The 25,336-nt window shown below is 37.7% G+C and carries 16 protein-coding genes; 3 read left to right on the top strand and 13 right to left on the bottom strand.

Annotation, left to right across the window (positions count from 1 at the left end; all coding sequences use genetic code 11):
• Positions 1–65 precede the first annotated feature (65 nt).
• The 4 genes from P0Y62_02775 to P0Y62_02760 form a co-directional block, all read right to left on the bottom strand.
• On the bottom strand, positions 66–455 hold the full coding sequence (locus P0Y62_02775) for a hypothetical protein (protein WEK70480.1): 390 nt from the start codon (positions 453–455) through the stop codon (positions 66–68).
• Between the two features lie 40 nt (positions 456–495).
• On the bottom strand, positions 496–3,003 hold the full coding sequence (locus P0Y62_02770) for a cation-translocating P-type ATPase (GenBank protein WEK70479.1): 2,508 nt from the start codon (positions 3,001–3,003) through the stop codon (positions 496–498).
• Between the two features lie 71 nt (positions 3,004–3,074).
• The gene (locus P0Y62_02765; GenBank protein WEK70478.1) at positions 3,075–3,539 is read right to left on the bottom strand and encodes a heme-binding domain-containing protein; all 465 of its coding nucleotides are present in this window, start codon (positions 3,537–3,539) and stop codon (positions 3,075–3,077) included.
• Positions 3,540–3,691: 152 nt separating this feature from the next.
• Positions 3,692–4,069, bottom strand: coding sequence for a hypothetical protein (locus P0Y62_02760; GenBank protein ID WEK70477.1), 378 nt, complete (start codon positions 4,067–4,069; stop codon positions 3,692–3,694).
• Positions 4,070–4,761: 692 nt separating this feature from the next.
• Between P0Y62_02760 and P0Y62_02755 the strand changes: the two genes are divergently transcribed.
• A complete protein-coding gene (locus P0Y62_02755) occupies positions 4,762–5,304 on the top strand; it encodes a hypothetical protein (GenBank protein WEK70476.1) in 543 nt (180 codons plus the stop codon).
• Positions 5,305–5,694: 390 nt separating this feature from the next.
• Here the strand turns inward: P0Y62_02755 and P0Y62_02750 are convergent, their stop codons facing one another.
• The 4 genes from P0Y62_02750 to P0Y62_02735 form a co-directional block, all read right to left on the bottom strand.
• Positions 5,695–6,237: a hypothetical protein gene (locus tag P0Y62_02750; GenBank protein WEK70475.1), complete on the bottom strand. Its 543-nt coding sequence runs from the start codon at positions 6,235–6,237 to the stop codon at positions 5,695–5,697.
• A 192-nt stretch (positions 6,238–6,429) separates the two neighbouring features.
• Positions 6,430–13,956: a hypothetical protein gene (locus tag P0Y62_02745; GenBank protein WEK70474.1), complete on the bottom strand. Its 7,527-nt coding sequence runs from the start codon at positions 13,954–13,956 to the stop codon at positions 6,430–6,432.
• 272 nt (positions 13,957–14,228) lie between these two features.
• Positions 14,229–14,963, bottom strand: coding sequence for a DNA-binding domain-containing protein (locus tag P0Y62_02740; GenBank protein ID WEK70473.1), 735 nt, complete (start codon positions 14,961–14,963; stop codon positions 14,229–14,231).
• A gap of 280 nt (positions 14,964–15,243) precedes the next feature.
• Positions 15,244–15,846: a hypothetical protein gene (locus P0Y62_02735; GenBank protein WEK70472.1), complete on the bottom strand. Its 603-nt coding sequence runs from the start codon at positions 15,844–15,846 to the stop codon at positions 15,244–15,246.
• Positions 15,847–16,576: 730 nt separating this feature from the next.
• Between P0Y62_02735 and P0Y62_02730 the strand changes: the two genes are divergently transcribed.
• Positions 16,577–17,353 (top strand): helix-turn-helix domain-containing protein, encoded by a 777-nt coding sequence (locus P0Y62_02730; GenBank protein WEK70471.1) that lies wholly within the window; start codon positions 16,577–16,579, stop codon positions 17,351–17,353.
• 118 nt (positions 17,354–17,471) lie between these two features.
• Here the strand turns inward: P0Y62_02730 and P0Y62_02725 are convergent, their stop codons facing one another.
• From P0Y62_02725 to P0Y62_02715, 3 genes are all read right to left on the bottom strand, one after another.
• Positions 17,472–19,160, bottom strand: coding sequence for an AraC family transcriptional regulator (locus P0Y62_02725; protein ID WEK70470.1), 1,689 nt, complete (start codon positions 19,158–19,160; stop codon positions 17,472–17,474).
• Positions 19,161–19,422: 262 nt separating this feature from the next.
• Positions 19,423–19,584: a hypothetical protein gene (locus P0Y62_02720; GenBank protein ID WEK70469.1), complete on the bottom strand. Its 162-nt coding sequence runs from the start codon at positions 19,582–19,584 to the stop codon at positions 19,423–19,425.
• 52 nt (positions 19,585–19,636) lie between these two features.
• Entirely contained in the window at positions 19,637–21,214 is a 1,578-nt protein-coding gene (locus P0Y62_02715; GenBank protein ID WEK70468.1) for a Na+/H+ antiporter, read from the bottom strand.
• A 311-nt stretch (positions 21,215–21,525) separates the two neighbouring features.
• Here P0Y62_02715 and P0Y62_02710 point away from each other — a divergent pair, with 311 nt between their 5' ends.
• A complete protein-coding gene (locus tag P0Y62_02710; GenBank protein ID WEK70467.1) occupies positions 21,526–23,082 on the top strand; it encodes a sigma-54 dependent transcriptional regulator in 1,557 nt (518 codons plus the stop codon).
• 4 nt (positions 23,083–23,086) lie between these two features.
• On the opposite strand, the gene P0Y62_02705 is transcribed toward P0Y62_02710, so the two are convergent.
• Positions 23,087–23,704, bottom strand: a complete 618-nt coding sequence (locus tag P0Y62_02705; protein ID WEK70466.1) for a TMEM175 family protein — start codon at positions 23,702–23,704, stop codon at positions 23,087–23,089.
• 268 nt (positions 23,705–23,972) lie between these two features.
• Positions 23,973–25,325: a sigma-54 dependent transcriptional regulator gene (locus P0Y62_02700; protein ID WEK70465.1), complete on the bottom strand. Its 1,353-nt coding sequence runs from the start codon at positions 25,323–25,325 to the stop codon at positions 23,973–23,975.
• Between the last annotated feature and the right edge of the window lie 11 nt (positions 25,326–25,336).

The raw sequence follows: 25,336 nt of genomic DNA, 5'->3' as shown, positions 1-25,336 counted from the left end.
AAATTTTATAATGATTTTAGAAAATAGTGATTTTTTGATTGGAGATCAATCAAATTTGAATAGAATTATATGAATAAAGCTTTTGGTGGTTCCCAAACAGATCCAGTAAATCCTTTGTAACAAAAATCTTCATCTTTTGAAGGAATTTTATGGGATTGTAATGGCCTGTAATTTTCAGACTTTGTTTCAAAATAAAAGTTGGGATGAACTGTGAATATCAAGGCCAATGGCGCTGAATGAACCACAAACGGCAGTTTCTGATCTTTACCATAATCTCCATCCTTAACGGGATTTTCATAATGGGTTTTCAGAAATGCTGTAAGAGTCATTTCCGGATTCAACTTTTTATGTTCCCAATAATGCTCTATCAAGGTCGGAATTTTCAACAACTGATATACTTCAGTTGTTGAAATCAGATACAGCGATAATAACAGTATGGAAATCAATTTTTTCACAAATCAAAATTATAAAATATTTTATTAAGAATGATTATTTTTATTTTCTTCCAATATTCCTTTTTACGAGCTTATATATTTCAAACCATAACACTGAAACAGCAGCCACCAGAACTGTTATCCCCAATTCTTTCGCAGCAAGAGGGGTTACACTAAAGAATCCAGATACCGGCTTTATGTACAGAATGATAAACAACAGTACAAGAACCAATACCGAAATCCCCATCAATAAAAAATTACGGTTTTTAAAACTTTCAAAAATACTGTAATAGAAAGATCGGTTTACTAAACTCAATAATATATTCGCAAATATCAAAGTACTGAATACCAAAGATCTTGTCTTGGGTTCATCATTTCCCAGATCAACGGAATATTGATACATCCATAATATTCCCGCTGTGATAACCAGTCCCTGGATAATACTTACCATAAGCTCTCTCCAGTTCAGAAATGTATCGGTAAGCATTCTGGGAGGCCTGCGCATTGCATCTTTTTCAATAGGCTCATTTTCATATACAATGGAACAGGTAGGTCCCATTACCAGCTCAAGGAAAATAACATGAACCGGGGTAAATATGTGAGGAAATACCCATCCCAAAAATAATGGTAAAGAGACAGTAAGAATAATAGGAATATGAATAGAAATAATATATTGAACCGCTTTTTTTATGTTGGCATAAATTCTCCTTCCCGCAGCAATTCCAACTACCAGCTTTTCAAGATCATCATTTGTAATCACCAAAGCTGCGGCCGATTTAGCAATTTCGGTTCCTTTATTTCCCATTGCCACTCCTATATGAGCTGCTTTTAATGCAGGTCCGTCATTCACTCCGTCTCCCAACATAGCCACTACATTACCTTGTGCTTTCAGAGCATTCACCACTTCAAGCTTAGCTTCAGGAAACATTCTTGTGAATAAGGTGGTTTTTTCAGAAAGCTTCATTAAATCTTCTTCTGAACTTGAGGTCACTTCACTTCCATTAACGGCTGGAGCATCATTCAGAATACCGGCCTGTATTGCAATGGCTTTTGTGGTATCCGCATTGTCTCCTGTAATTACTTTTACCTTAATCCCTGCATCATAAATATGCTTAAATACTTCTTTTATTTCTTTTTTAGGCGGATCATAAAATACAGTCAGTCCTAAAAATTCAAAACTGAAATCCTGCTGCTTTTCAGGGAAATTATTTCCTTCAAAATGAGATTTAGTAACTCCAAGCACCCGATATCCTTGTTCTCCAAATTCTTTTACAATATTTCTGATTTTATTCTTTTCCTCTTCTGAAAGCTTAGAAACATTAAGGATGGCCTCCGGGGCACCTTTTGCAGCAATAATCCTGTCTTTTTGTTCATTTTCAAAAAGATGAGTCATCATAGGAGGTTTTCCTTCCAACGGATATTCGTGAAATAACTGATAATTCTTTCTGTTGTCAGGTTCCTGAGTCTGCTCATAAATCTTATGTAGGGTTATTTCCATCGGATCAAAAGGAACTGGCTCACTGCTCCACATCGCATAATCAATAAGCTCATCCAGTTCTTTTGTTTTAAAATTCTCCTGTTCATAAATCGTATCAGACTTATAGTCATAAAGATGCTTTAGCTGCATTGAATTTTCAGTAATTGTTCCTGTTTTATCTGTACATATTACTGTAACACTACCCAACGTTTCGACAATGCTGCTTCGTTTGATAATAATTCCTTCCCGCATCAGCTTCCAGGCTCCCAAAGCCATAAAGGTTGTAAAAGCCACAGGAATTTCCTCCGGAAGCACAGACATCGCCAAGGTGAGACCGCTCAGCAAACTCGTCACAAAATCTTCCGTTTTAATATAACTGAAGATGCATACCGCCATAAAGATAACCAGCCCAATAATGGCCATACCTTTTACAAAATTCCGGATTTGAAGCTGTAAAGGAGAGATTTCTTCTTTTATTCCCAATATAGATTGTCCTATTTTTCCTACTTTGGTTTCTTTTCCTATTTGTTCCACTTCAAAAACAGCAAGTCCGGAAACCGTAATTGTTCCGCTGTATACCTTATTATCTTCTGATTTGCTGTCTTTAAAAACAGAAAAGCTCTCTCCTGTAAGTGAAGACTGATTGACGGAAAAATCATTGCTATGTACGATTGTACCGTCCGCATTGATCAGATTGCCTTCTTCGGTAATGCAGAGGTCTCCCACAGCAATTTCAAAAGTTGGTATTTGAATAACCTTTGAATTTCTGATCACCTTGCTTAAGGGCTCATTCAGTTTTTCGAGCTCTTCCAGGGCCTTTTTACTTCGGTTGTCCTGATAAAAAGAGATCGCCGTCACTCCTATTATCGCCACCAACATAAATAATGCCTCTCCATAATCGCCTATAATTACATAGATAAGAGAAACACATATGAGTAAAATAAGCATAGGCTCTTTCAGAATGTCAATAAGCATATCTGCCCATGTTTCCTTTTTAACCGCTTCTAGCCGGTTATATCCGTATTTTTTTCGGGAAGCTGCTACCTCGGTCTCAGTAAGACCTTTCAGCTCTTCAGGTATATTATAATTCATGTGAAATGGATGTAGTATTAAAATTACTGAATGTTTTTGTCATAACAGAATAATATTTATTATTTTCTCCTTTATTGAATCTGCTTTTTAACCTGCACCGCCCATTTCTCTATTTCCGATTTATCTGCAGAAGATAACTTTGCATCATGATGGGTAAATGTATACGAGCTAAGAGGCATTTCTCCGCCTTTAACGGTTTCGATAATTTCATTTAATTTTTTTATTTTCTTTTCTTTAGGATAGGCATTAAATTCATCAAAATTCAAATGCTTTTTTCCAGAATTGACGTGATCTGCCAACCACCATTTTACGGGCTGTATATTATTATACCATGGGTATACCGTATTATTAGAATGACAGTCATAACAGCTTGTTTTTAATAAGCCCTGTATATGAGAAGGTACCTTATAGTGCTTTTCAATTGACTGCTCCGGATCATTAACCGCGACATTCTTTTCGGTATCAAAAAGCTGAATCACAAGCAGTAACAAAAAGATAACTCCTATTCCTTTTACTATTAAAGACGACGTTTTCATTGTTTGTATTGTTGATTAATTTTTAACTGGGATTGAAACAGAGACCTAATGAATATAAGATTTTAATACATCTGCAATATTACAGATCTATTCAGAGGTCGATACAGCGTATTTTTCCAATCATTCTTGATTGGAAAAATAAATTAAGAGGGCTAAAGTTTCGGGGGCTCCCAGATAAAATTAAGTAATTCCTTGTGATAGAAAATATTTTTATAAAAGGTTTCTACCACGTCAAAAAAATGACCTCCTTTCTTCGTACAATGAAAGTCTAAAATTGAATTGATAACACAAACTACCGAAAGAAGATGGGTATGCGATACAAAAGGTAATTTCTGATCCTGATCAGAGTCGCTGTCTTTCACAGGATGATCATAATGAGTCTTCATAAAAGCAGTAAAAGACATTTCAGGATTCAGATTTTTATGTTTCAAATAATGCTCGATAAGAAGCGGCATTTTGAAAAACTGATACAGTTCAGTTGTAGAAACCAAATAAAAAGATAACAACAATATGGGAATCAGCTTTTTCACCCTATCAAAATTATAAAATCTTCCATTAAGAATGATTTTAAATTAGCATTGTAGATACGTTATCTTAATACACAAAAAAACCTCTTCAAAAGAAAGAGGTTCACACAAAAACATGAAAAATCCCTAGATCGGGTGTGTATTTTAAGAAGTTACTAATTACCAAAATACTCGCTTTGTGTATGTACTGTATTATTTATATTTTCTATATTCTTATGGATGATTATATTTTCTAAATCGTCTGCAATTTTATAAAAACCGTTCTTCAATTTCAAACAATCAATGGAATGATTACAGTAATTATTCCATAATTTATACACAAAATAAGCGTAAGAAATAAGGAAATTTCTTTCCGGATTACATGCTGTATAATCTGTTATTTTGTTCAAATATTTTCCGAAATCATTCAATACTTTACTTGTCTAAACCACTAACTATAAGTAATCTTGCAGCGAAATGATAAGTTTTTTAGTAGGGGATACTAAATACACGGGTTAGCCACGGGTAGCTTGATACAAAAGCTACCCTTCTAAAACCAGAACACGATGATGAATCTATATATACAATTTTCAATGAATATGAACAGCTTTTTTATGCGCGAATAATAACAGCTATTTTCGATCAAATAAAGCCGATAAAAATATCACCATGAAGCATTGAATACAACCTGAAAATTCTAAAACAATTTCTTACCAATGGATCGACAAATACGAAAAAAAGAATTTTTGTTAAGAAGTTATATGCACACCTACGAGGCTGAAAGAAAAACATATTACGAAATACCTCCAAGAAGAAATTTCAACGGCATAGTAGGGATTCTTATCAGCATGCTTTTGGTCGCCATCTCATCTCTCATTGTTCTAAAAAACCTATTATATATTCAGGATCTCTATTTTTACATAGGACTGTTTTTCAGTATTTCAATCGTAATATGGAGACTGAGCCTGTTAAAAGTGATCTTACTCGAAATATCAAAGCATTCCTTATTGATCAAATATACTCATCCTATCAAACAAGCTAAATATGAGCTGCCGACTTTAGAAATCCCTTTAAGCAAATTGGAATCATTTAAGATAACACGGGAATTTTTCGTGTACTATCTGGAAATCAGTCGTAGAAGCGAAAGAGGAAATGGTGTAAAGAATTTTTATTTCCGTTTGGGGGTCCTTTCAGAAAAACAAATGAAAAATATTAGAAAAATCATCAATACCATAGATGATGAAATTATAGGGATATAATCTAAATTCTAACAGAAAAACAATATTTCTCAACGTTATATTATCATTCATAACTATTTATATAAAAGCCGTATATCTGAACAGATATACGGCTTTGCATGTAGTAATCAAAATGTCTGGAAAACAAATTTCCGATATGCTGTCATTCTGACTACGGAAGCATCTTTTTATCATGAGATCCCTCGATTCCTCGGGATGACAGAAAACTTGGGATGAAAACCTTTTTGTCATATTGAGCTTGACGAAATATCCTTTTCTTCATCAACAGATTCTTCGACTGTTTGCTGTTCTTCACGCCCAGGATGACAGGGTTTGTCAATTATCGCTTTGTCATGCTGACGGAGGAAGCATCTTTCATTATGAGATCGATTCCTCGGGATGACAGAGGCTTTATGGTTTCCAAAAGCTCCATGCTGTACCGTTATAGACGGCAAGCTGCTTTTTTACGGTGTCATACACCATCATTCCCGGAGAAGGATTGATAATATTAAGGTGCGGACTTGCTACTTTAGGCAAAATCATTGCTTTATTAGTATCCGACAACACCAAAATACCACTTGTGGTATCCGTTGATCCATTAGCTCCGATCACTGTTTTTGCGGTGGATTGTTCTGTTTTGTTTGCTCCCTGTATAGAAAGGTCGGCCGTTCCTATTGTACCTGCAGTAGCATCATCTTCACTCAGGTTTACCCACACTCCTGAATCTTTCAGGTATTTTACCTTGTGATCTGTAGTATCATAAATTATGCTTCCTTCTGCTGTTATACCGCTTTTATCGGTTATATACGGAAGTACCAAGCCTCTGTTTTCCGTATTGGCAAACTCTAAAGAGACTGATGTATTGGTCACTGACTGTTTCCCGATAGCCACCTGGGATTTTGCTGATATACCGGCCAATATCAGCATAAATGTTATAATAATTGTTGTTTTCATTTTTTTAATGTTTTTACTCATTAGTAATTCGAACCATAATTGTCATGCTGACGGAGAAAGCATCTCTTCCATTATGAGATTCCTTGATTCCTCTGGATGACAGACTATGACAATTTGCTTTTTTAAAACCTCATAGGTTTTGAAACCTATGAGGTTTAGTTTACGGTTATTAACCGCAGCTATCATTCTGCTTTAATCCGGACAGGTTTGTGTAGATATACAATACCAGCCAAATGTTGCCCCATTATCTGTAGAGGTGTACATCTTCATACATTTGTTGGTGGTATCATATACCATCATTCCCTCTACAAAGTTAGCAGGCGCAATTCCTACAGGGTTACCTCCTGAAAATGCTATCCTGTTCGGTACAAAAGCTTTGGTTTTGGATTCCAATGCCAGCCAGCCTCCTTTTCTTACCATTGGCCAGTTATCGGAGTTGGTTCCGGCTCTGTTAAGAGCAGTAATTCCCATTTTGGTATCTAACGCAGTACCTGCTAAGATACCCGGCTTGTAGCAAAAAGCTAGACTTGTTTTTGCACATAGATCAAGAATAGATATATAAGTATATTTAAGATCTTGAGTCCCAGTAACGGAAGTACCATCTCCTTTAGATCCATACGTATTCAGACCTATAAAACCATATTTCGTGGAGCTTTCCTTAAAGTTGATGGCATGCTGACCTCCATCTTTTATAGCGATCACCTTATCACTTATGTTAAGTTCGTTTGCACCAGTGCCATTACCAGGCATATACGTTGGAGCAATACCTAAATTATTAACACTACCTAAATGACCTTGTGAGCTTTCTCCCCATCCCCATTGTTTTCCATCGGTGGTCAATACATTTATAGAGGGAAGATCATTCACGTTATCAGCCGGTGAAATCCAGGCGATATTACCACCCAAGGTATTACTTCCTGAGACAGCGGTTACTTCTTTCCAAACCTTGCTCATGGTTGTAGTACCGTCACCCAGCTGTTTTTGTCCATTATAACCCATAGCATAGAGCTTGCCGTTGGTTGCTAAAAGATAATAAGAACTTTCTCCTTCATTAACTCCCTCGGTCATCCCTATCATTTTTGGAGTTACCCCGGCGGGAACACTGATTTCTGTTGCGTAATTAGATGTCACCGGATTATTATTATCATTTAGAAAAGTATTAACACCCCAGGTATAAAGTTTACCATCAGAGGTTAAAGCGAATTTAGTGCTTCTTATACCACGCATTGCAACAACATTGTCGAGCGTTTTGGTAGCAGAAATCATTACACGATGCCATATTGAATTATTAGCGATACTACCTGTTGTATTATCTCCGTACACAGCACCTACTGAACTTTGGCTGAGAACCCAGGCAGCACCGCTACAAGTCACCATACCTATTGTTTCTTGATTGCCACTCATCATTTTTACATTGTTCGGGCTCACTCCCGGAGGCAATCCGTCTGCTTTATTATTAACAGTCAGCTTACCAAATCTGTATCCACTTGGAGTTCTGTAAGTAATAGCATTGTTACCTAAGATGTTAGTATACATATTACCAGCTCCCCAAACATAAAGCCCATCGGTAGTCAATAAATGATACACTTGGCTTATTGCTGCTTTTAACGGTGTTCCGGTATAGCTGAATCCACTTCCTGTTGATCCAGCAGTTGGCAGTGTTGTACTCGGATCTATTTTCGTTGGTGTAAGAAGGTTTAATACAACATTAGTGTTTGCAGTAGATACATTAGGTGATGAATTTGGTCCCCATACATAAAACGAACCGTCTTTTTGTTTTACAATCGTAGTCGTTTCATCTGCCATAATGTTGTCATACTCTATTGTATTAGGATCTGTTGCATTTAGGTAAGTATTATCGTTACAACCTGTTGTACAAGATGTCTCATCTACCGTTACGTAAGTAATATACTTATTTTGCCCCGCAGTGAAACTATAAGGATGTACCCACTTTCCACTGGTCGCATCGTAGGTTCCGCTCACATACGTTACATTAGCTGTAAATGCAGCATCATCTGCTACTATCATTTTTACGTGGTCTCCACTTCCAAAACCTGCTCCGTAAGCACTAAGGTCTGCTCCGAAGTTTACTGTACCGACAGCATTGGTAGGCTGTGCCAGCCATTGTCTCTGGATACGCGAACCGCCTGTAAAACCATTTACGGTGATACTGTTTAGCAGAAGATTCGTATTGTTATTATCTCCCAGTAGTAAATACGTCTTATCTTGAGCAAAGCCTGTACGTGCTGCATTCTGGTTTGGATTAACGAAATCATTCGTCGTTGCCACGGTAAGTATAGTTCCTGCATTGACACTTTTTGAGACTTTCTGTTCCAGAATCTCAATATCATCTCTTCCTACCCCGAAGATATTATTATTGTATGTTGTATTGGTTGTTCCGTTCCATACCATATTTCCGGCAGTATCCAGATAATGGTCTGTATTTACCTGTCCTAAAGTAATACCATACTTAATGGCAAGATAGGAATCTACTCTTCTACGTTCGGTTGCAGTAAGAGTTCCTGCACCATATACGATCGTTTCTCCGATATGCCCTATAAATCCGGCATTGTCACTGCCATTACCTGAAAAAACAGTATTTCCGAAAATATGTCCCCCGTATTGAGCGTTTACAGCCGCGTAATTAACAGCTGCATTCATCGCAGCACCGTTTAATCCTTTTGCACTCATAGTATTCGTATTTTTGAAATACATAATACTTGGAATGGCAGCATCAAACGCAGGGTTTACTCCTGGGAACTGTGTTCCGGCACCATAAGGTCTTCTCTCCAATTGGTTCGTGTTCGGGAAAATACCAAAGGCATCCCAGTTAGCAGCCCCTAAAGTAGTATTATCCATTCCGACACTGAATAATCTCGGATTTCCTCCACCAGAAGCTAAACCTTCTTTGGTTAAAGTGAATACATCGTAATCCAGGTTTGTCAGTGTACGTACTGTATTATTCCCTAAAGTCTGTGTCCCTACGGTGAAGTTAATTCCCGGGTTGAAATTGAAATAATTGGACGCTCCTAATACATATTTCGGTAATGTATTTGTTCCCAACTGAGCCACAGTGGTTCCATTCCATACATCTGTCCATCCTGTTACATCTGTTGCCGCACCGCTATTGGCTGCATTTTTATCAGCTCTGTACCAGTAAGATAATCCACTGGCAACGCCTCCCGGAGCATTTCCGAAACCTGCAAAGGTGAAGAATTGTCCATTCCCCATGGTAACATTTGCCGTGTTATATACTACTCCATTTATTGTTACTTCTGTAGCCATTGGAGTAAAGGTATCCGTTCCGTCAAAAACAGCATCCGGAGATTGTACCAGGTACAGATTCTTCACGCCTTTAGGCCATGCCACTGTTACCGTTCCTACACTTCCTGTATTCTGTACTTTCCAGATTGATTCAAAACGGTAATTAGCTGCTCCATTAGAGCCTGCCGTATAAGCCAACGGTGTTTTTAATCCTTGGAAAAGACCGTTATCCCCTGTCATCAGGAATTGTAAGTCATTAGCCAATCCCGTACTGTTGGCTGCATTGCTATCAGCAAAACCTGTAGTGGAAATCACAAGCTTTTGTGCATCATTTACGCTTCCTGCCTGTTTTTGGTGTAAGGCTGTGAAATCGTCTTTCGCAATACCGAAGATATTGTTATTGTAACCTGTATTCACAGTTCTATCCCATACTACACTGCTATTGGTAGACAGGTAGTTCTCATTTAAAGTTACACCGTTCTTTACAGCAAGGTAAGAGTTTACTCTCGACTGCTCATTGGCAGTTAATGTATGGTTGTACCATGCAACTTCCATTATATCTCCCGGAAAAGGACCTCCTGCATCCCATCCAGCCTGTCCTATCCTTAGATTACGGCCATAAATCTGGAACTTATTAGAACCTGTAAATGAGGTTGTTTCGTAGCTTCCATTCAGTCCTAACACTTTTTCTCCGCCTGAGAATGTTGAAGTACCTCCGTTAGCCACAGAGTTATTCGCTATAGCTGAGAATATATTGGAAATTCCATTATTAAATGCTGTTGAAAAATCCGTTGACGTCGTTGTATTATAAAATTCATACTGTCTTGGTTTTCCTGCAGCAATTGAAACTCCCGGTTCAGCAGCATAGGTAGCATCATCATCAATTCCCACAATACGTCCTGTTCCATTAACGGTGGTAGGGCGTACCGCTGAGAAAATAGAAGTAGAAGTATTCGGTAATTCTACATTTCCCAGTGGGTTCATAAGTGATGCAGAATTATAAAAGAATTTAGACGCAGTATAACCTGAAGTATAAGGATAGAAATTATGGTTTCTGTCTGCTGCTGACAGGGTAATTCCTCCCACGTTCGGGATATCGTCAGCATTGTTAGAATTGTCCTTCCATGCCGTAGAAATAGTTCCTGTATCATCTGATTTCACCCAGAAATCCGGCCCTACTACTCCTCCAGGTGCCTGTGCAAATCCTGCAAAAGTAAAATACTGCCCATTTCCTAAGGTAACATTGGCCGTGTTATACACCACTCCATTTACAGTTACTTCTGTTGTCATTGGTGTAAAAGTATCTGTTCCGTCAAAAACGGCATCCGGAGATTGTACCAGATATAAGTTCTTTACTCCGTTCGGCCATGCTACTGTTACCGTTCCTATACTATTCGTATTCTGTACTTTCCAGATCGACTCAAAACGATAATTGGCTACCCCGTTTGCTCCTGCTGAGTATGCTAATGGCGTTACAAGATTCTGTCTTAGTCCATTATCTCCTGCCAATAAGAATTGTCCGTCTGTCAATGTATTAGCATTTCCTGCATTGGTATTCGCCAATATGCTTCCTGCTCCTATAATGAGCTTCTGATTTGCATTTTCACTTCGTGATTGTTTCTGGTATAAAGTGGAAAGATCATCTCTTGCAATCCCTAAAATATTATTCTGATAGGTCGTAGAAGTATTCCATACCACTGTATTTCCTGAATTTACATAATCTCCCAATAAAGTAGATCCCCATTTAACCGACAGATAAGAATCGACACGTGCTTTTTCCGATGCGGTAAGAGGCGTTGCAAATACAATGGCTTCATTCATCTGCCCGTCATGGCTACCCCAGTTGGTATCACGCCCTATTCTGAAAACACGGGTTGTTGCATTATCCGTTGCATTTACATTCAGAAGGGTATTGTTATAAACGGATTCATTACCGTCTAACCATACCTTAGCCAATGAATAGGCTGCAGTAGATCCGGCAGCATTCAGCCATGAAGATCCTGCTATAAAAGGTTTTTTAGCGGCAAATAGATTGGTTGATAAAGTAGTGTATCCGCTTCCTGCCGAATAAAAAAGTAATTTATCCGTAGTCGCATTGTTGGAAATATGCAATCCCGGATAATCCATGGTCTGATCAAATCCTGCCAGTCCCGCTGCACCTAAGGTATTCATTTTACCCGCGATATAAATACTTCCCTGAATACGGTTTATGATAGCATTTCCTGTTCCGGGATCTGCTGCCATAAAGCCACCCTGCCCCGTTCCATGACCTGCTGAGATAAAGGTTACAGTAGGATTGAAGTTGGCCAGTGTGCTTTGGTTAGAGAAAGTAGGCTGTTGCGCTGCGGTAGCCTGAACAAGATTATATCCTGTTCCCATCTGGTCATTCCACTGATTCAACAATGTATTATCAGCTGTAGTGATGGCATCTGCTTTATACCACACGGCTGCTGTTACCCCTCCTGGTGACGGAGCAGCAACATTAACCGTAAGATCACTTGTACTGGTACAGCTCCCTGTAGTCACGGTCCATCTGAAAGTATAAACCCCTGGAGTATTAAATCCTGTAACACTGGTATTATAAGCTGATGGTGTCGCAATTACCGGATCGGTAGCACCTGTAGGTTTAGTCAACAGTGTCCACGCACCCGTAGCCGCTACTCCGGGATTGTTGGCATTGAACGTAGTTTGTGATGCTCCTATCAATGTCTGAGTAGATCCTGCATTAGAACCTACCTGTGCTGATACAAATACTGAGAATGTACCTTCTAAAGATGTTCCTGAACAGGCATACTCTTTATCTAAAAACGTTCCTACACTTGTGTTATAGGTATCTGCTTTTATTTTAAATACATATTCCCCCTGCATGTTCAGATTGGAAATCGTTGTCGAAGTATTGGTGAATAATGTGTTGTTATAAGGTTCAAATACAGGATCTGCTGCCCCGGCAGGTTTTGAGACTAAGGTCAGCCTGTAACGTCCATCAAAATCCTGAAAATAGCTACTGTTTACAACTCCTTTATACACTGCAGGCAATGGTATTGTTGCTGTTACCACGCCGGATCCCGGATAACATACTGTAGTAGTAGGTACTGTTACGTTAGGACGATTACCATCCGAGATATGGATGTAATAAGCTTGTGTAGATGAACAAGCCCCAGCATTATTTCTTGTTATATTAAACCTATAGGTTCCTACACGCCAGCCTCCAGCAGGCGGTGTTACGGTAGCCGACCTCGTTGCTGTACCTGCTCCCCCGTTGGTCACAGTAGGTGATCCTCCCGGAGGAATAATCCCTGCTACCGCTGCATTTGTATTGATGGTTGCAGGATTATCAGCAGGATCAATGGTATAATAGAATGTAATAGGAGTAGACTGTCCTGCATAGCCGCAATGAACTTCTCCACCTGAATTGCCGCTATCATAAATCATTATTTGTTCCGGTCTGGAAGAGGTCAGAAAATTTACATAATTAGGCACTGTTCCACTGAAAGTATAAGTAATTTCCGGTGTGGTGTAAGTCCCGCTTGCATTCGTAACTGTTAAAGTAAACTTGTAGACTCCCACCACATTTACCCCTGTAAAATAAATGTTATCATCATGAATTTCCGAATAGGCAATATTCCCTCCTGCCGGCTGGCTGGTCACATTCATGGTAACCGTTGTGCCAAAGTTCCCTGAAGCTCCTGGTGTGGAAGAATAACCGCTGGAAAACTTAGGGGATGTACTCTGAAGCGAAACATAATAGCTTCCACCATTGAGAACACATGTGGTAGTTGATACAGTAGGCTGTATCTGCGGATTCGGAATAAAACGTACAATAGCCGTATCTTCATACCAACAGTTCGGATTATTAATAGAGGTTATCCTCAATGTTACTACATAAGCCGGATCAATATCATGATTAGCTTTATTGACAAGGCTGAACGTTGTTGTTGCCGATGTTGCAGAACTAAACTGAGAGTTCTGGCTGGTTTTTATACCGCTGCGTTGCCATCTGTAAATATTGTAGGCGCTCCATGATGCAGTATAGCCTGTAGGTACCACCCCATTCAGTGTAACGGTACCTGTAGTGGCATTCACGTTGGTAATATCCGGCCCTGCGGTAAAGATAGAGACATCTCCCGGTGCTGTAATTGTTACCTGAGAGGTTGCCGTCCCGGAAGGGCTACAGTTCTGTGCCACTTGGAAAACATAATTCCCGGGGGAATTCATTCCGGTCACATTGGGGGTCAGGGAATTTACATTACTGATCACCGGATCGGTTGCCCCCGAAGGCTTGGAGACGAGTGTCCAGACCGGTGTTCCGTTCGTGCTTCCCGACGAACTCCCCTGTAAGGTGTAGGAAGTACCACATATCGTGGCATTTCCCCCTGCATTTACGCTACATTGTGCGTAAAGTATCATATTACCCAGAAAGAGCAATAAGACAAAAAAGAGGTTTTGTTTCTTCATACTTTTAATTATTAATTTTTAATGTTGTTTTTTCTATAAACAGATCCCTCGATAGCTCGGGATGACAGTGACTTTGGGATGACAAAGTCTGTCATATTGAGCTTGTCGAAATATCCTTTCTTCATCAACAGATCCTTCGGCTGTTCCGCTGCGCTGCTCCATTGTCTGGAGAAGGGCGGATCCAACACATAGTGCAGCCCTAGTTCAGAGTCTGGTGTAACACTACTCCATGGTCTGGTGTCGGTCGGGTTCAAGACGTAGAGTAAAAACGTCTATTCTACCGTAAGGACTTTTTCTAATTCTGCAATACGCGGTTCTTTCAGCAAGGTGCTTCCTGCTGCATATTGGGTTACGACTTCAAGGGTGTAGGTACCGACAGGCAGATCCGGAATGATCACAATGAGCTCAGAAGGATTATTGGTAACAATTTCACTGGTTTCTACTTGTGTCCGGACACTGGTTGAGGTATTGACGAAGAATATCCCATTAGCCGGATTTCCCCCTGCTATTTTAATTTTGTTTCCACTGATCTTTAAGTTTCTTCCCGGGGTCAGCAGGTCATTCACGGTGCCGCTTTTTACATCGGTCACCTGTAAGATTACACCGGATACCTCCGCAACCCCCAGGATATTGATTTCAATATTCGGAATTTCAGCTCTCAGCTTTTCACCCTGATTGAACTGGAACAGAATACTATGTTTCTGACTGTTAAATGTTTCGGAAGGGCTGTCGAATACTCCACGGATCAGTGTGCCTGCCGTGAAATATCCGGTATTAATAGAATATCCATCGCAAAGCTGATAGGCCATTTCTTTCAGGAACAGCTCGGTAGCATGCTCCATAGCCGCAGCAGTTACGTCTGCTCCGCCACGGCTGACTGCCGCTTCGCAGATCTGCTTTACATTCAGTGAGCGCTCGCTAACGGTGCGGGCCGTAAAATCGTTAGGATTGTCTTTGGTAAGATAGTTATCGTACAGATAGGCTTTAATTTTGTGTAAGATGGGCATGTGTATTGGGTGTTATTTATGAATTACTATCATCTAAGGCTTTCTTAGATGTATTTTTTCCAAATCAGATTGTGTGTTAGATTTTTTCCCGACGATGTTATACGAACATACAAGACAACAACCAGTAAATACCTTCTGCAAACAGATAATTGGTCATGTTGTTAAACTTTGAATTCATAAGAAGACAGTCTTCATCTGATATACCGGCTAATGTGTATTTATTCAATCCTGCACTATCATGAGACTTACGGTTATTGTGCCTTAACTGACATCATAGGGATCAAAATAAGGAAGGTGGCGGGCGGGTAAGGATAAGGGTGTCCGAAATATCTCTTATAATAAAGAGGGAAGAATAATGTGAAGAATTTGTTTTGAAAGAGGGAACTTTGAAAACCTCAACCGGATTTGTTAAGATAGTCGATTTTAAGTTGGGATTCAGAGTAATGGTTGCTACTGCAGAAATTTTTTTGCCCAGACTGAAAGATTCTTCATAAGGGGGTGATGAAAGCACTACTGAAATTTTAGGTTTAGGAACCTGCTGTACTGCTTTATGCTTTACTAACTTTTTTTTAACAGCTGTTTTTTTCTTTTTAGGTAAAGTTTTGGAACTATTTTTCTCTGTGTTGTGGGAATAGGTAATCGTCTGTGTGACATTTTCCATTCCGTATATGAAGGCTCCTTTTTCGATATACAGTACATTGGCCTCTTTCTGAACCTCTTTAGTAGTACGTATTGAATCGGTTAGCTTTCCGGAATTTGTCTCACTTAGCGCAAATAATGGATTTGAAAAGAGAATAAACCCCCATAAAAAAAAGAGACCCAATTTCCACGGGGTACCTTTCGGCCTCACGTTGATGAAATTTGGGTTCTCATTTTTTCTCATTACAAGTGGTTTTACAGTTTTTAATCGTAAGAAAGAAGGGAACATTCATTCTTATGAAGTGAAGCAATATTACACGGATATTCGCCAGAAAAAAAAGGAAGGGTGCAATCTTTTCCGAAATCCTTCATCAAAAAAAAACATTTTACACACTAGAGAACATTGATTATCAAAACCTTAAATCTATCATTTTAAAAGAATACAAACTCATGATCATTCAGTATTGAGTAATACAGAAATCCGGTGATGGTATACTTATCGGATCAAAGCTACCTTCCATTTCTTCCTATTATTAAAATTATTGTACCGGATAATGGTTTCTCTACATGTAAACCCGGGTTGTTCTTTTTGAATATATCGCCTGACAGAAGGATTTTCCCAGTACTATCCCTGTCTTTCAAAATCGCTAAAGATAATTTCTGTTGTATTAAAAACGAAAGTAAAGGAAGCAGAATCCCGGAAATAAATGAGCAAAAATCCTATAGACAACAAATCATTGTTAATATCTATTTTACAAATGAGCAACACTGTTTATAAGCACTTTACATAAAATATTCGTGGAATTATCTCCGAATAAATTCCATGTAGGTTTTTTATGTTACCCGCTGAGGGGCTTATTTTTGACAAACAAAATGAGTTTATCTATTCTACTCTACACCAACGCTATTTACTAAGAACTATGTACTGTTATTTTCTGTTTCATCTAAAGGATTTTTTTCCTGTTAAAGGAAAAATGCATCACCGCTTTATACTCCGTTTAGCCTACCTGGTAGCTTTAACAGCTTTTTTATGTTCTTTCCAAGTAAATGCACAACATTTTGATGTTTCCCCACCTATTGCCGCTCATGAAAGTAATACTGCAATAATCCCATTAACTTTTCTTATTGCCGAAGGTTATGTTGAGACCCCTAAGATAACGGATAAAGTGGTTAGCCTGTGCTTTATGGGATTACTGCTTATCGTATTGCTTTTGACTTACCGTGTGAAGAGAAAAGGCTCATCCCTGATTATAAAATCTATTTCTCATCTGTTTCAACAACAAGGCAATAATAAGAATATTCCTTTAGAGGTTTCTCAAACTACCGATCTTTACAGCAATCTAGTGAAAACAACACATTCCATCTCTACCGAAACATATAATTCCATTTTAAAAAAAATAAACAAATTCGAAAAATCTGAGAAATTCTTAAGAAAGGATATTAATCTTACCTGGCTTTCGAATCATCTGAATACGAATACTAAATACCTTTCGGAAGTCATCAAGAGTCATACCGGTAAAAACTTCAACGGCTATATCAACGGGCTTCGCATTCGGTATATCATTAATAAATTGACTGAAATGCCGGTTTACAGAGATTACAAAATAAGCTATCTGGCGGAAGAATGCGGTTATGGGTCTCCACAGGTTTTTGCGATTGCTTTTAAAAGGGAAACCGGCGTTACACCATCTTATTTTATAGAGCAGTTTAAAAACGGGCCGGATGATACGCTTAATCAATCTTCAGCCTAGTGTAATGGATTGCAAAGTCCTTAACAGGAAATAACAGAGATATTGTTATTGCCATTACATAAAAACAGGAGTCAATATTGGGCTCCTGTTTTTGTTGTTCTTTTTTGTTTAATGGTTATCATTCAGATACCTGGGTATTTACCTGATCATCTTTTAGATTCTGGATGAAATACGAAGGCGTTAATCCGTTGATCTTTTTGAAAGCAATTACAAACACCTGGGAGGAAGCATACCCGCATTCTTCTGCCAAGTAACTGATCTTGTACTCCCTGTATTTAGGGTCATTATAAAGCTTATGAACGATATAGTTGATTCTTAATCCGTTGATGTAATTGCTGAAGTTTTCCGACCTGTTGTTTTTAATCGCTTTGGAAAGATATTGGGTATTGGTATTAAGCTGGGCAGCCAACGAACTGATCGTAAGGTCTTTTTTTAAGAATTTCTCAGATTTTTCGAATGCAGCCAGGCCTTTAAGGATTCTTATTTTGGTATCAACAGGAATGGTATTTTTATTGGTGGCAGCCTGCGAATCGTTATTAGATTCAGGTTCTACCTCATGATCTTCTGTCTCTTCAATATTTTCTTCCGGAAGAACGGCCTCATCATTTTTCAACTTTACCATCATCTGCTCATATTTGCTGCGAAACATTTTATTTTTTCTTCTCCAGAGAATAGCAGTTGTAAGTCCGGTAATCAAAACTATGACTCCAGTGATGATCCATTGTTGCTTTGAGCTTTCTTCATGTTCAGCATCGGCTTCCTTTACCATTTTTTTCATTGTTGCATTGGCATCCTTCCTTCGTATATAATCTAAACTATCATTAAGGTTCTTGAATTTATCTCTATAGAACTTTGACTTTTCATTATCTCCAATTTCTAAATAAGCCTGTAGAAGATATTCATATGATTGTTTTCTAGTCGCAGGATAGGGATGTTGTTTTTCAAACTCTAATGCATGTGTAGCATATTCAATTGCCTTTTGATACTTCTTTTTTTCAATGTACAGACTACTCACTATATTAAATGTCTGAGCTTTATTAGTAGGATCTATTTTAAATCTTTTATCTTGATAAATTTTTAATGCTTCTAACAGATAAACTTCAGCTAATTTCAAATAATCTTTCATTGCCTCATGCTCCAAATAGAAAAGGCCTAATCTCATATTCATATAGGCAATAAGGTCATACTTCTGATCAACAGGTACTTCATCATTTTTATCACTAATCATTTTAGCCATTTCAAGGCTTTTCTTATAATTAACAAACATAGAGTCATTTGCAGCTCTTTCTGTTCCCTTATTTTCGTAATATGAATTTATATTTTCATAAGCAAAAGACAATAATTTCATTTTTCTATCATTATTCTTTATTTCTTTCGCAAAACTAATTGCTTTCTTGAAGTCTTCTAAACTTGCATCTGCTAAACCTAAATATCCTAATGACAATGCATTTTTACGGTATATCCCAGATATATAACCGTATACGTCTTTTTTACCTTGAGCTATTTTTTTGAGCTGATTTGCCAGATCTATTGTTTTTTTATCTTCACCTTTCCCTTGATACAAAGCCATTAAATAATCGCCACATCTCAATATGCCCCAATCATACCCCAATTTTTCTGATTCGGCCTTTAATCTCAGAAGCGCAGGTTCATATTTAGGCTCGAAAATTCCCTTACTTACTTTAGCAATTTCATCCAATTTTTTATCTATGGAAGTTTGGGTCATGGTCACAGAACGGGAAGTGGATTGGGCAAAAACACTACAAAAAGAAAAAAAAACAAAAAATAAATAGAGATACTTTCTCATAGAGATCTATAATTAAGAGGAAAATTGTGTTTTTTAAAGGACTATTAATACCTTGCAAAAATACGATAAAAACATATATAGTTTATATATCAAACATTAATTACAGATATTCCTTCTATTTTGACAGGCTTTTTTAGATAATTATTTTGCATTATCATAATATCCTATATCTTACAGTAAATTTATTTTTTCTTGTTTTATGACTACAGTCATAAAATAAGAAAACCTCTTTATCGAGAGGTTTTAGTATTTTTTTGTTAACCTATACTGATTGTAAAAATTTTTCCAAAGTAATTAAAAGTATATTTTTCATGGTTTTCATAAAAACGGTATCAGAGTCCATTGTATAAAGATTCAGTTTCCAGGTTCCGGAAATGTCTTTATTCGTTTCTCTTTCAGGAAAGAATAATATACTGATTATCATAAAAAATAGAATAAATAAGAGTTTTCATTTGAAAGGTACAACCAACACAGTATCAACCTTTCATATTCAGTCTTTCCTCCTGCAAATCCAACAACCGCAAGTGTTTCCTGATGATATTTTCATCCAGTAACAATTCTTCACGGTTTTTGTTAATAAGCCAACTTCTTTGAGTGTCGAGAATGTCAATATAAATACGTCTGTATTCATCGTAATTAAGAATAATTTCAGAACTGCTCAATTGATTTTCATATTTCTGCAATTGATCCTTTAATGCAGGAAAACTGTCAACTTTGTCAGCATAATTACTCCGAATTTTATCGACTGCCACTTTTGCCAGACTGTTCTGAATTTCGTAATCGATCTCTTTAACGCTTCTTATGAAATCCCTATCTACCGGAGGAAATTTCCTCAATAAAAATGGAAGGGTAAGTCCTTGTAAAAGCAACGTCAACAAAATCACAATAAATGTAATGAAAAGGATCATATTTCTTTGTGGAAACGGAGATCCATCATCTAAAGTTAAGGGAATAGAAAGTGCTGCTGCCAAAGAAACTACGCCTCTCATTCCAGTCCACCCAATGATTAAGGGAGTCTTCCATCCAGGCGATTTCGGATCCGCAACAGTAATGAAATTTCTCATAATTAAGGTCGTAACAAGCGCTCCGTACCCTGCTAAAATCCTGACAATAATAAGTACAAGGGTGACCGCAATCCCATAACCGATGGCTGTATAAATATCCGTATCTCCCAGGCCTGAAACAATTTCCGGCAGATCTAAACCTATGAGCATAAACACGATCCCGTTTAACAAGAAACAAAAACTTTCCCAAACGGTTACTGTACGTATTCGTGATGCGCTGCTTAAAAAATCATGACTGCGATAAGAAAGAAATAGTCCGCCGGTTACAACTGCTAAAACACCGGACGCATGAAGCTGTTCTGCCGCCAGATACATGGAAAATGGTGCAATAAAAGTAAGCAGTATATCTATATTTGAATCGGTAGGTAACATTTTATGCATTTTCAAAAAAAAGTACGCAATCGCAAGCCCGATTCCCAACCCTCCGAAGCACATCCATACAAAACTACCTACTGCTTCATGCCAGATAAACTGTCCGGTTGCAGCAGCAATCATAGCGAATCTGAAAATAATCAAAGACGAAGCATCATTCAGCAGACTTTCACCCTCCAAAATTGAAGCTAGTCTTTTTGGAACTTTTATAAATTTTAAGATGGCTCCGGCACTAACAGCATCCGGCGGCGAAACGATGCCGCCGAGTAAAAACCCAAGAGCCAGAGAAAATCCGGGAATAAAATAATTGGCAAAAACAGCAACTGAGAGTGCAGTAAAGAAAACAACAACGAAAGCAAAGCTGAAAATAATTCTACGCCATCGCCAAAGCTCTTTCCAAGAAGTTGACCATGCTGCTTCATATAGTAAAGGAGGTAAAAAAATAATAAACAAGAGTTCAGGTTCTACTTTAATGGCCGGCACACCTGGAATAAAACTGATTAGAAGTCCTGCTAAAACAAGTAAGACAGGATATGCAACTTTAATTTTATTGGCCAACATGATAAGCATTGTAATTAAGAAAACCAAGAACAGATAAAATTCAAAGTCTTTAAGCATATGGGAAATTTTTAGATACTTAAATATATTAAATTCTTAAAAACTTTACCTCTTTTTGAAAATGGCAAGCTCGCGTATCACATCATGCTTTAAAAGTTCAGCATTCTTCAGTACTATTGTCATAATAAACATCATTTCTTTGTTTTTTAGTGAAATGAAAGCTACAGTCCGAAAACAATGCTTCGCAAAAACTTCTGTAAAATTACATTCCTCCAAATAGGACCCGTACTAAGACCTCAGATATTCTAACAATTCCCATATCTTCTTTATCTCAATTTTCCTATCTTTAAACTTTCAAGTAAGAATTTCCTATGAGTAAGCCTTCTGAGTCTAATGCAGAAATGATGAAACACCTGCAGGAAATGCAGAAACAACAGCTTATGATTTCCCGCTTAACCAAAGAGTTTTCTACAATTTTAGATAAGAAACAGCTTCAGCTTGTTTTCAATAAATCTTTCAAAACTGAACTCGAATTCAATGATTTTATGATCATCAGGGATCATAAAGGAACCTTTGAAATGATCAGTAGTGGAGTTGAAAATCAAAATTCCATAATAGATCAACAGTTTAATATGTATTTAAAAAACTGTCTTGATTCAGCGGAACCTCTGCTTTTTGATCTTAAACTATCATCAATTCCTTCCTGTTTTGCAAAAGCTAAAAATTCGGGAATGCGGATGGCCCTCGGATTCGGACTACCTGCTCTCAATGAAAGTAAAAATGTACTTTTCCTCTTTTACAGAAACTTCATTTCAAGAGATACAATTCCGGAAAGAATTTTAAATGGCATTTCTACCCAGCTTTCTATTACCCTTCATAATATTAATGTTCAGGAACAATTGAAAGCGTTTCAGGAAAACATTCATGACTTTTCTAAAAAAACTGAGGAAGAAAAGAAAATTGAGTTTGGCTTTCATGGAATTGTGGGGCAAAGTGAAGCGATGCAGCATATTTTTGAACAAATCTCACAAGTAGCTTCTTCACAATCCAATGTGATTATCTTTGGAGAGACGGGCACGGGAAAAGAACTTATAGCACAAGTGGTTCATGAACTTTCAGAATTTTCCGGGAAGAAGATGATTAGAATAAACTGTGCGGCTATTCCTGCCAATTTAATAGAATCTGAACTGTTCGGACATGAAAAAGGAAGCTTTACCGGAGCAACAGAACAAAGAAAAGGAAAGTTTGAACAAGCACACAACAGTACAATCTTCCTGGACGAAATAGGCGAACTTCCCCTGGAATTACAAGCCAGACTTCTGAGGGTTATTCAGGAAAAAGAAATTGAAAGAATCGGTGGAAACAAAAGAATAAAAGTGAACGTACGGATTATTACAGCCACGAATAGGAACCTTGAAAAAGAAGCGGCGGAAGGACTCTTCAGAACTGATCTTTTTTACAGGCTGAATGTATTTCCTATTCATCTTCCGGCATTACGGGAAAGAAAGGAAGATATTCCTTTGCTGGCAAATTATTTTCTCGAAAAACTATACCCTAAGACGGGTAAAAAGATTAGTGGTTTTTCTCAAAAAGTAATAAAGATGATGGTTGCCAATCCATGGCCGGGTAATATCCGTGAGCTGGAAAACATGATTGAAAGAAGTATACTGATGACAAAAGGAGATATGATTAAGGAAATGGATCTTCCGAAATTAATTGATTATCAAAATGCTGATCAGGATTTTCGGGTTAAAACACTCCAGGAATTTGAAAAAGAATATATTTTAAAAATAATCGGCAAATGCAACGGAAAAATTTTCGGGGAAAACGGTGCTGCTAAATTGCTGGGATTGCCTCCTACCACATTAATTTCAAAAATGCAGAAACTAGGAATCGAGAAAAAACATCATTTTAAAGGTAATGAATAATTTACTACTTCATGCCCATCTCAATTTTTCCTGAGGACAATGCCCAGAAGATCCAGAGCCCGAGAATAATAATTAATGAAACCGCAGGAATCCAAAAAGAAAAGATCAGGGCAATGATGTAAATCGGCAAACCATACAGATAATTGTTGTGGATTGTCCTTATGGCAAGATCTGAAATTCCAGGGCGGAGAAGTTTTTTATTCTTGCTCGCCAAATACCATAATAAATTATAAGAAAGGTTGATCAGAACGAAGATTCCCGTATACATTGCCACCACCACCGAGGAAGCTTCACCGTCAAAATAACGGGCAAGTAAAGCGGTAGGATAAGAAACTGCCGAAACCAAAAATAGAATCAGTCCATTAGCAAACATAATCGCAGAGTTGCGGCTGTAGATCTGCTTAAAGATTTTATGATGATTCACCCACATGATGAAAATGCTGAAAAATGAAAGGGTAAAAGCCAGAAATTCAGGCCATTGATTTTTAACAAAAACCAACAAATCGTTTCCGTTTTTTATTGAACTTTTTTCGGGAACATGAAGATCTAACACTAAAAGAGTAACTGCAATTGCAAACACGGCATCACTGAACCCTTCTATTCTTACTGTTTCTTTTTCCATAACTCTTCTTCTTTTGTTTAATTCTGTTACTAAGCATAAAGTAATTTCATAAAGCTTTGTATTTAAGGCATTACGAAATTTACCTTCAATCAATTTAAAGATAATTTTATTGGAAAATAAAAGTAAATTTTTCCAATATTTTGAATTTAGTATGACGGTTTTTAAAGCTTGTTATTCTGACGAAAGAGTATCTTATATGCAATATCATAGATCTTCGCTTCTGAAAGCGTTCGTAGACCTTCAGTCCATGTTCAGAATGACAGTAAGATTATTTATATCCTTTATCAATGCCAAGTTTTTTCATTTTAGAATACAATGTCTGTGGCTGAATTTTCAGTAATTCCGCTGCTCCACCAATTCCCGAGACTTTTCCGTTGCTGCTTTGTAAAGCATTCATGATATGATCTCTTTCCATTTCTTCCATTGATTTCAACTGACCGTGGCTTTGTTGTGAAGGTTTTTCAATAGATTCGGGAAGATCAAAACTTTCTATCTCGGCTGTTTTTGCTAAAAGAATATTTCGCTCAATAAGATGTTCCAGTTCGCGGATATTTCCCGGCCAATGATAATTTAACAACTGTTCTAAAGCATTTTTACTGATTCCAGTAATATTTCTTTTTGAAGCAGCAGTGTATTTATTCAGGAAGAAATTTGCCAAAAGCTCAATGTCTTCTCTTCTTTCTCTCAAAGGTGGCAATGCGACCGGGAAAACATTTAACCTGTAATATAAATCCAGCCTGAACCTTCCTTCTGCAACCTCTTTTTCTAGGGAACGGTTGGTTGCTGCAACAATTCTTACATTAACTTTAATGGTCTTATTTCCACCTAACCTTTCAATTTCTTTTTCCTGAAGAACACGCAGTAATTTAACTTGAGAATCCAGAGGCAGTTCCCCGATTTCATCCAGGAAGATCGTTCCGTTATCTGCCTGCTCAAACTTTCCGATCCTCTGTATATTTGCTCCGGTAAAGCTTCCTTTTTCGTGCCCGAACAATTCAGATTCTATAAGTGAATGCGGCAATGCAGCACAGTTTACCACAACAATCGGCTGTGAACTGCGATCTGAAAGCTCATGAACAGAGTGAGCCGCTTTTTCTTTACCCGTTCCGCTTTCTCCTATTATTAAAACAGAAGTATCTGTAGGAGCCACTATTTTTATTTTTTCTACAACATCCTGCAAAAGCTTGCTTTTTCCTATAATTCCGTCAATAGCATTATGATCCGGGATTGCCGTAAAACTGTAACCTTTTTCCAGATCAAAACGGTATTTTGCGATATCAAGCATCACAATAAGATCACGTTCGCGGAAAGGCTTCACCATAAATCCGTATGGTTGGGTTTCCTTCACCGCTTCCAGTGTCGCCTGATTGGTATTGGCAGAAATGTAAAGAAACGGCAGGTTCATTTCGCGGAGTTCCCATGCAAGATCAATTCCTGTGAGATCACCTTTCAGCATGATATCCAGAAGAACCCAGTCCGGTTTTTTATCTGTGATTAACTTTCTTGCCTGTACAACAGAAGATGCAATACCCACAACCTGATAATCCGCTTTTTTAAGCATGATTTTCAAATCATTGGCTACAATAAATTCATCTTCAACGATTAAAATTTTTTCTTTCATTATAATGTAAA

It is taken from the genome of Candidatus Chryseobacterium colombiense (assembly GCA_029203185.1).
GTDB classification, from domain to species: domain Bacteria; phylum Bacteroidota; class Bacteroidia; order Flavobacteriales; family Weeksellaceae; genus Chryseobacterium; species Chryseobacterium colombiense.
The sequence above is the reverse complement of the archived record's forward strand: the minus strand, read 5'-3'. Positions and strand labels throughout refer to the sequence as shown.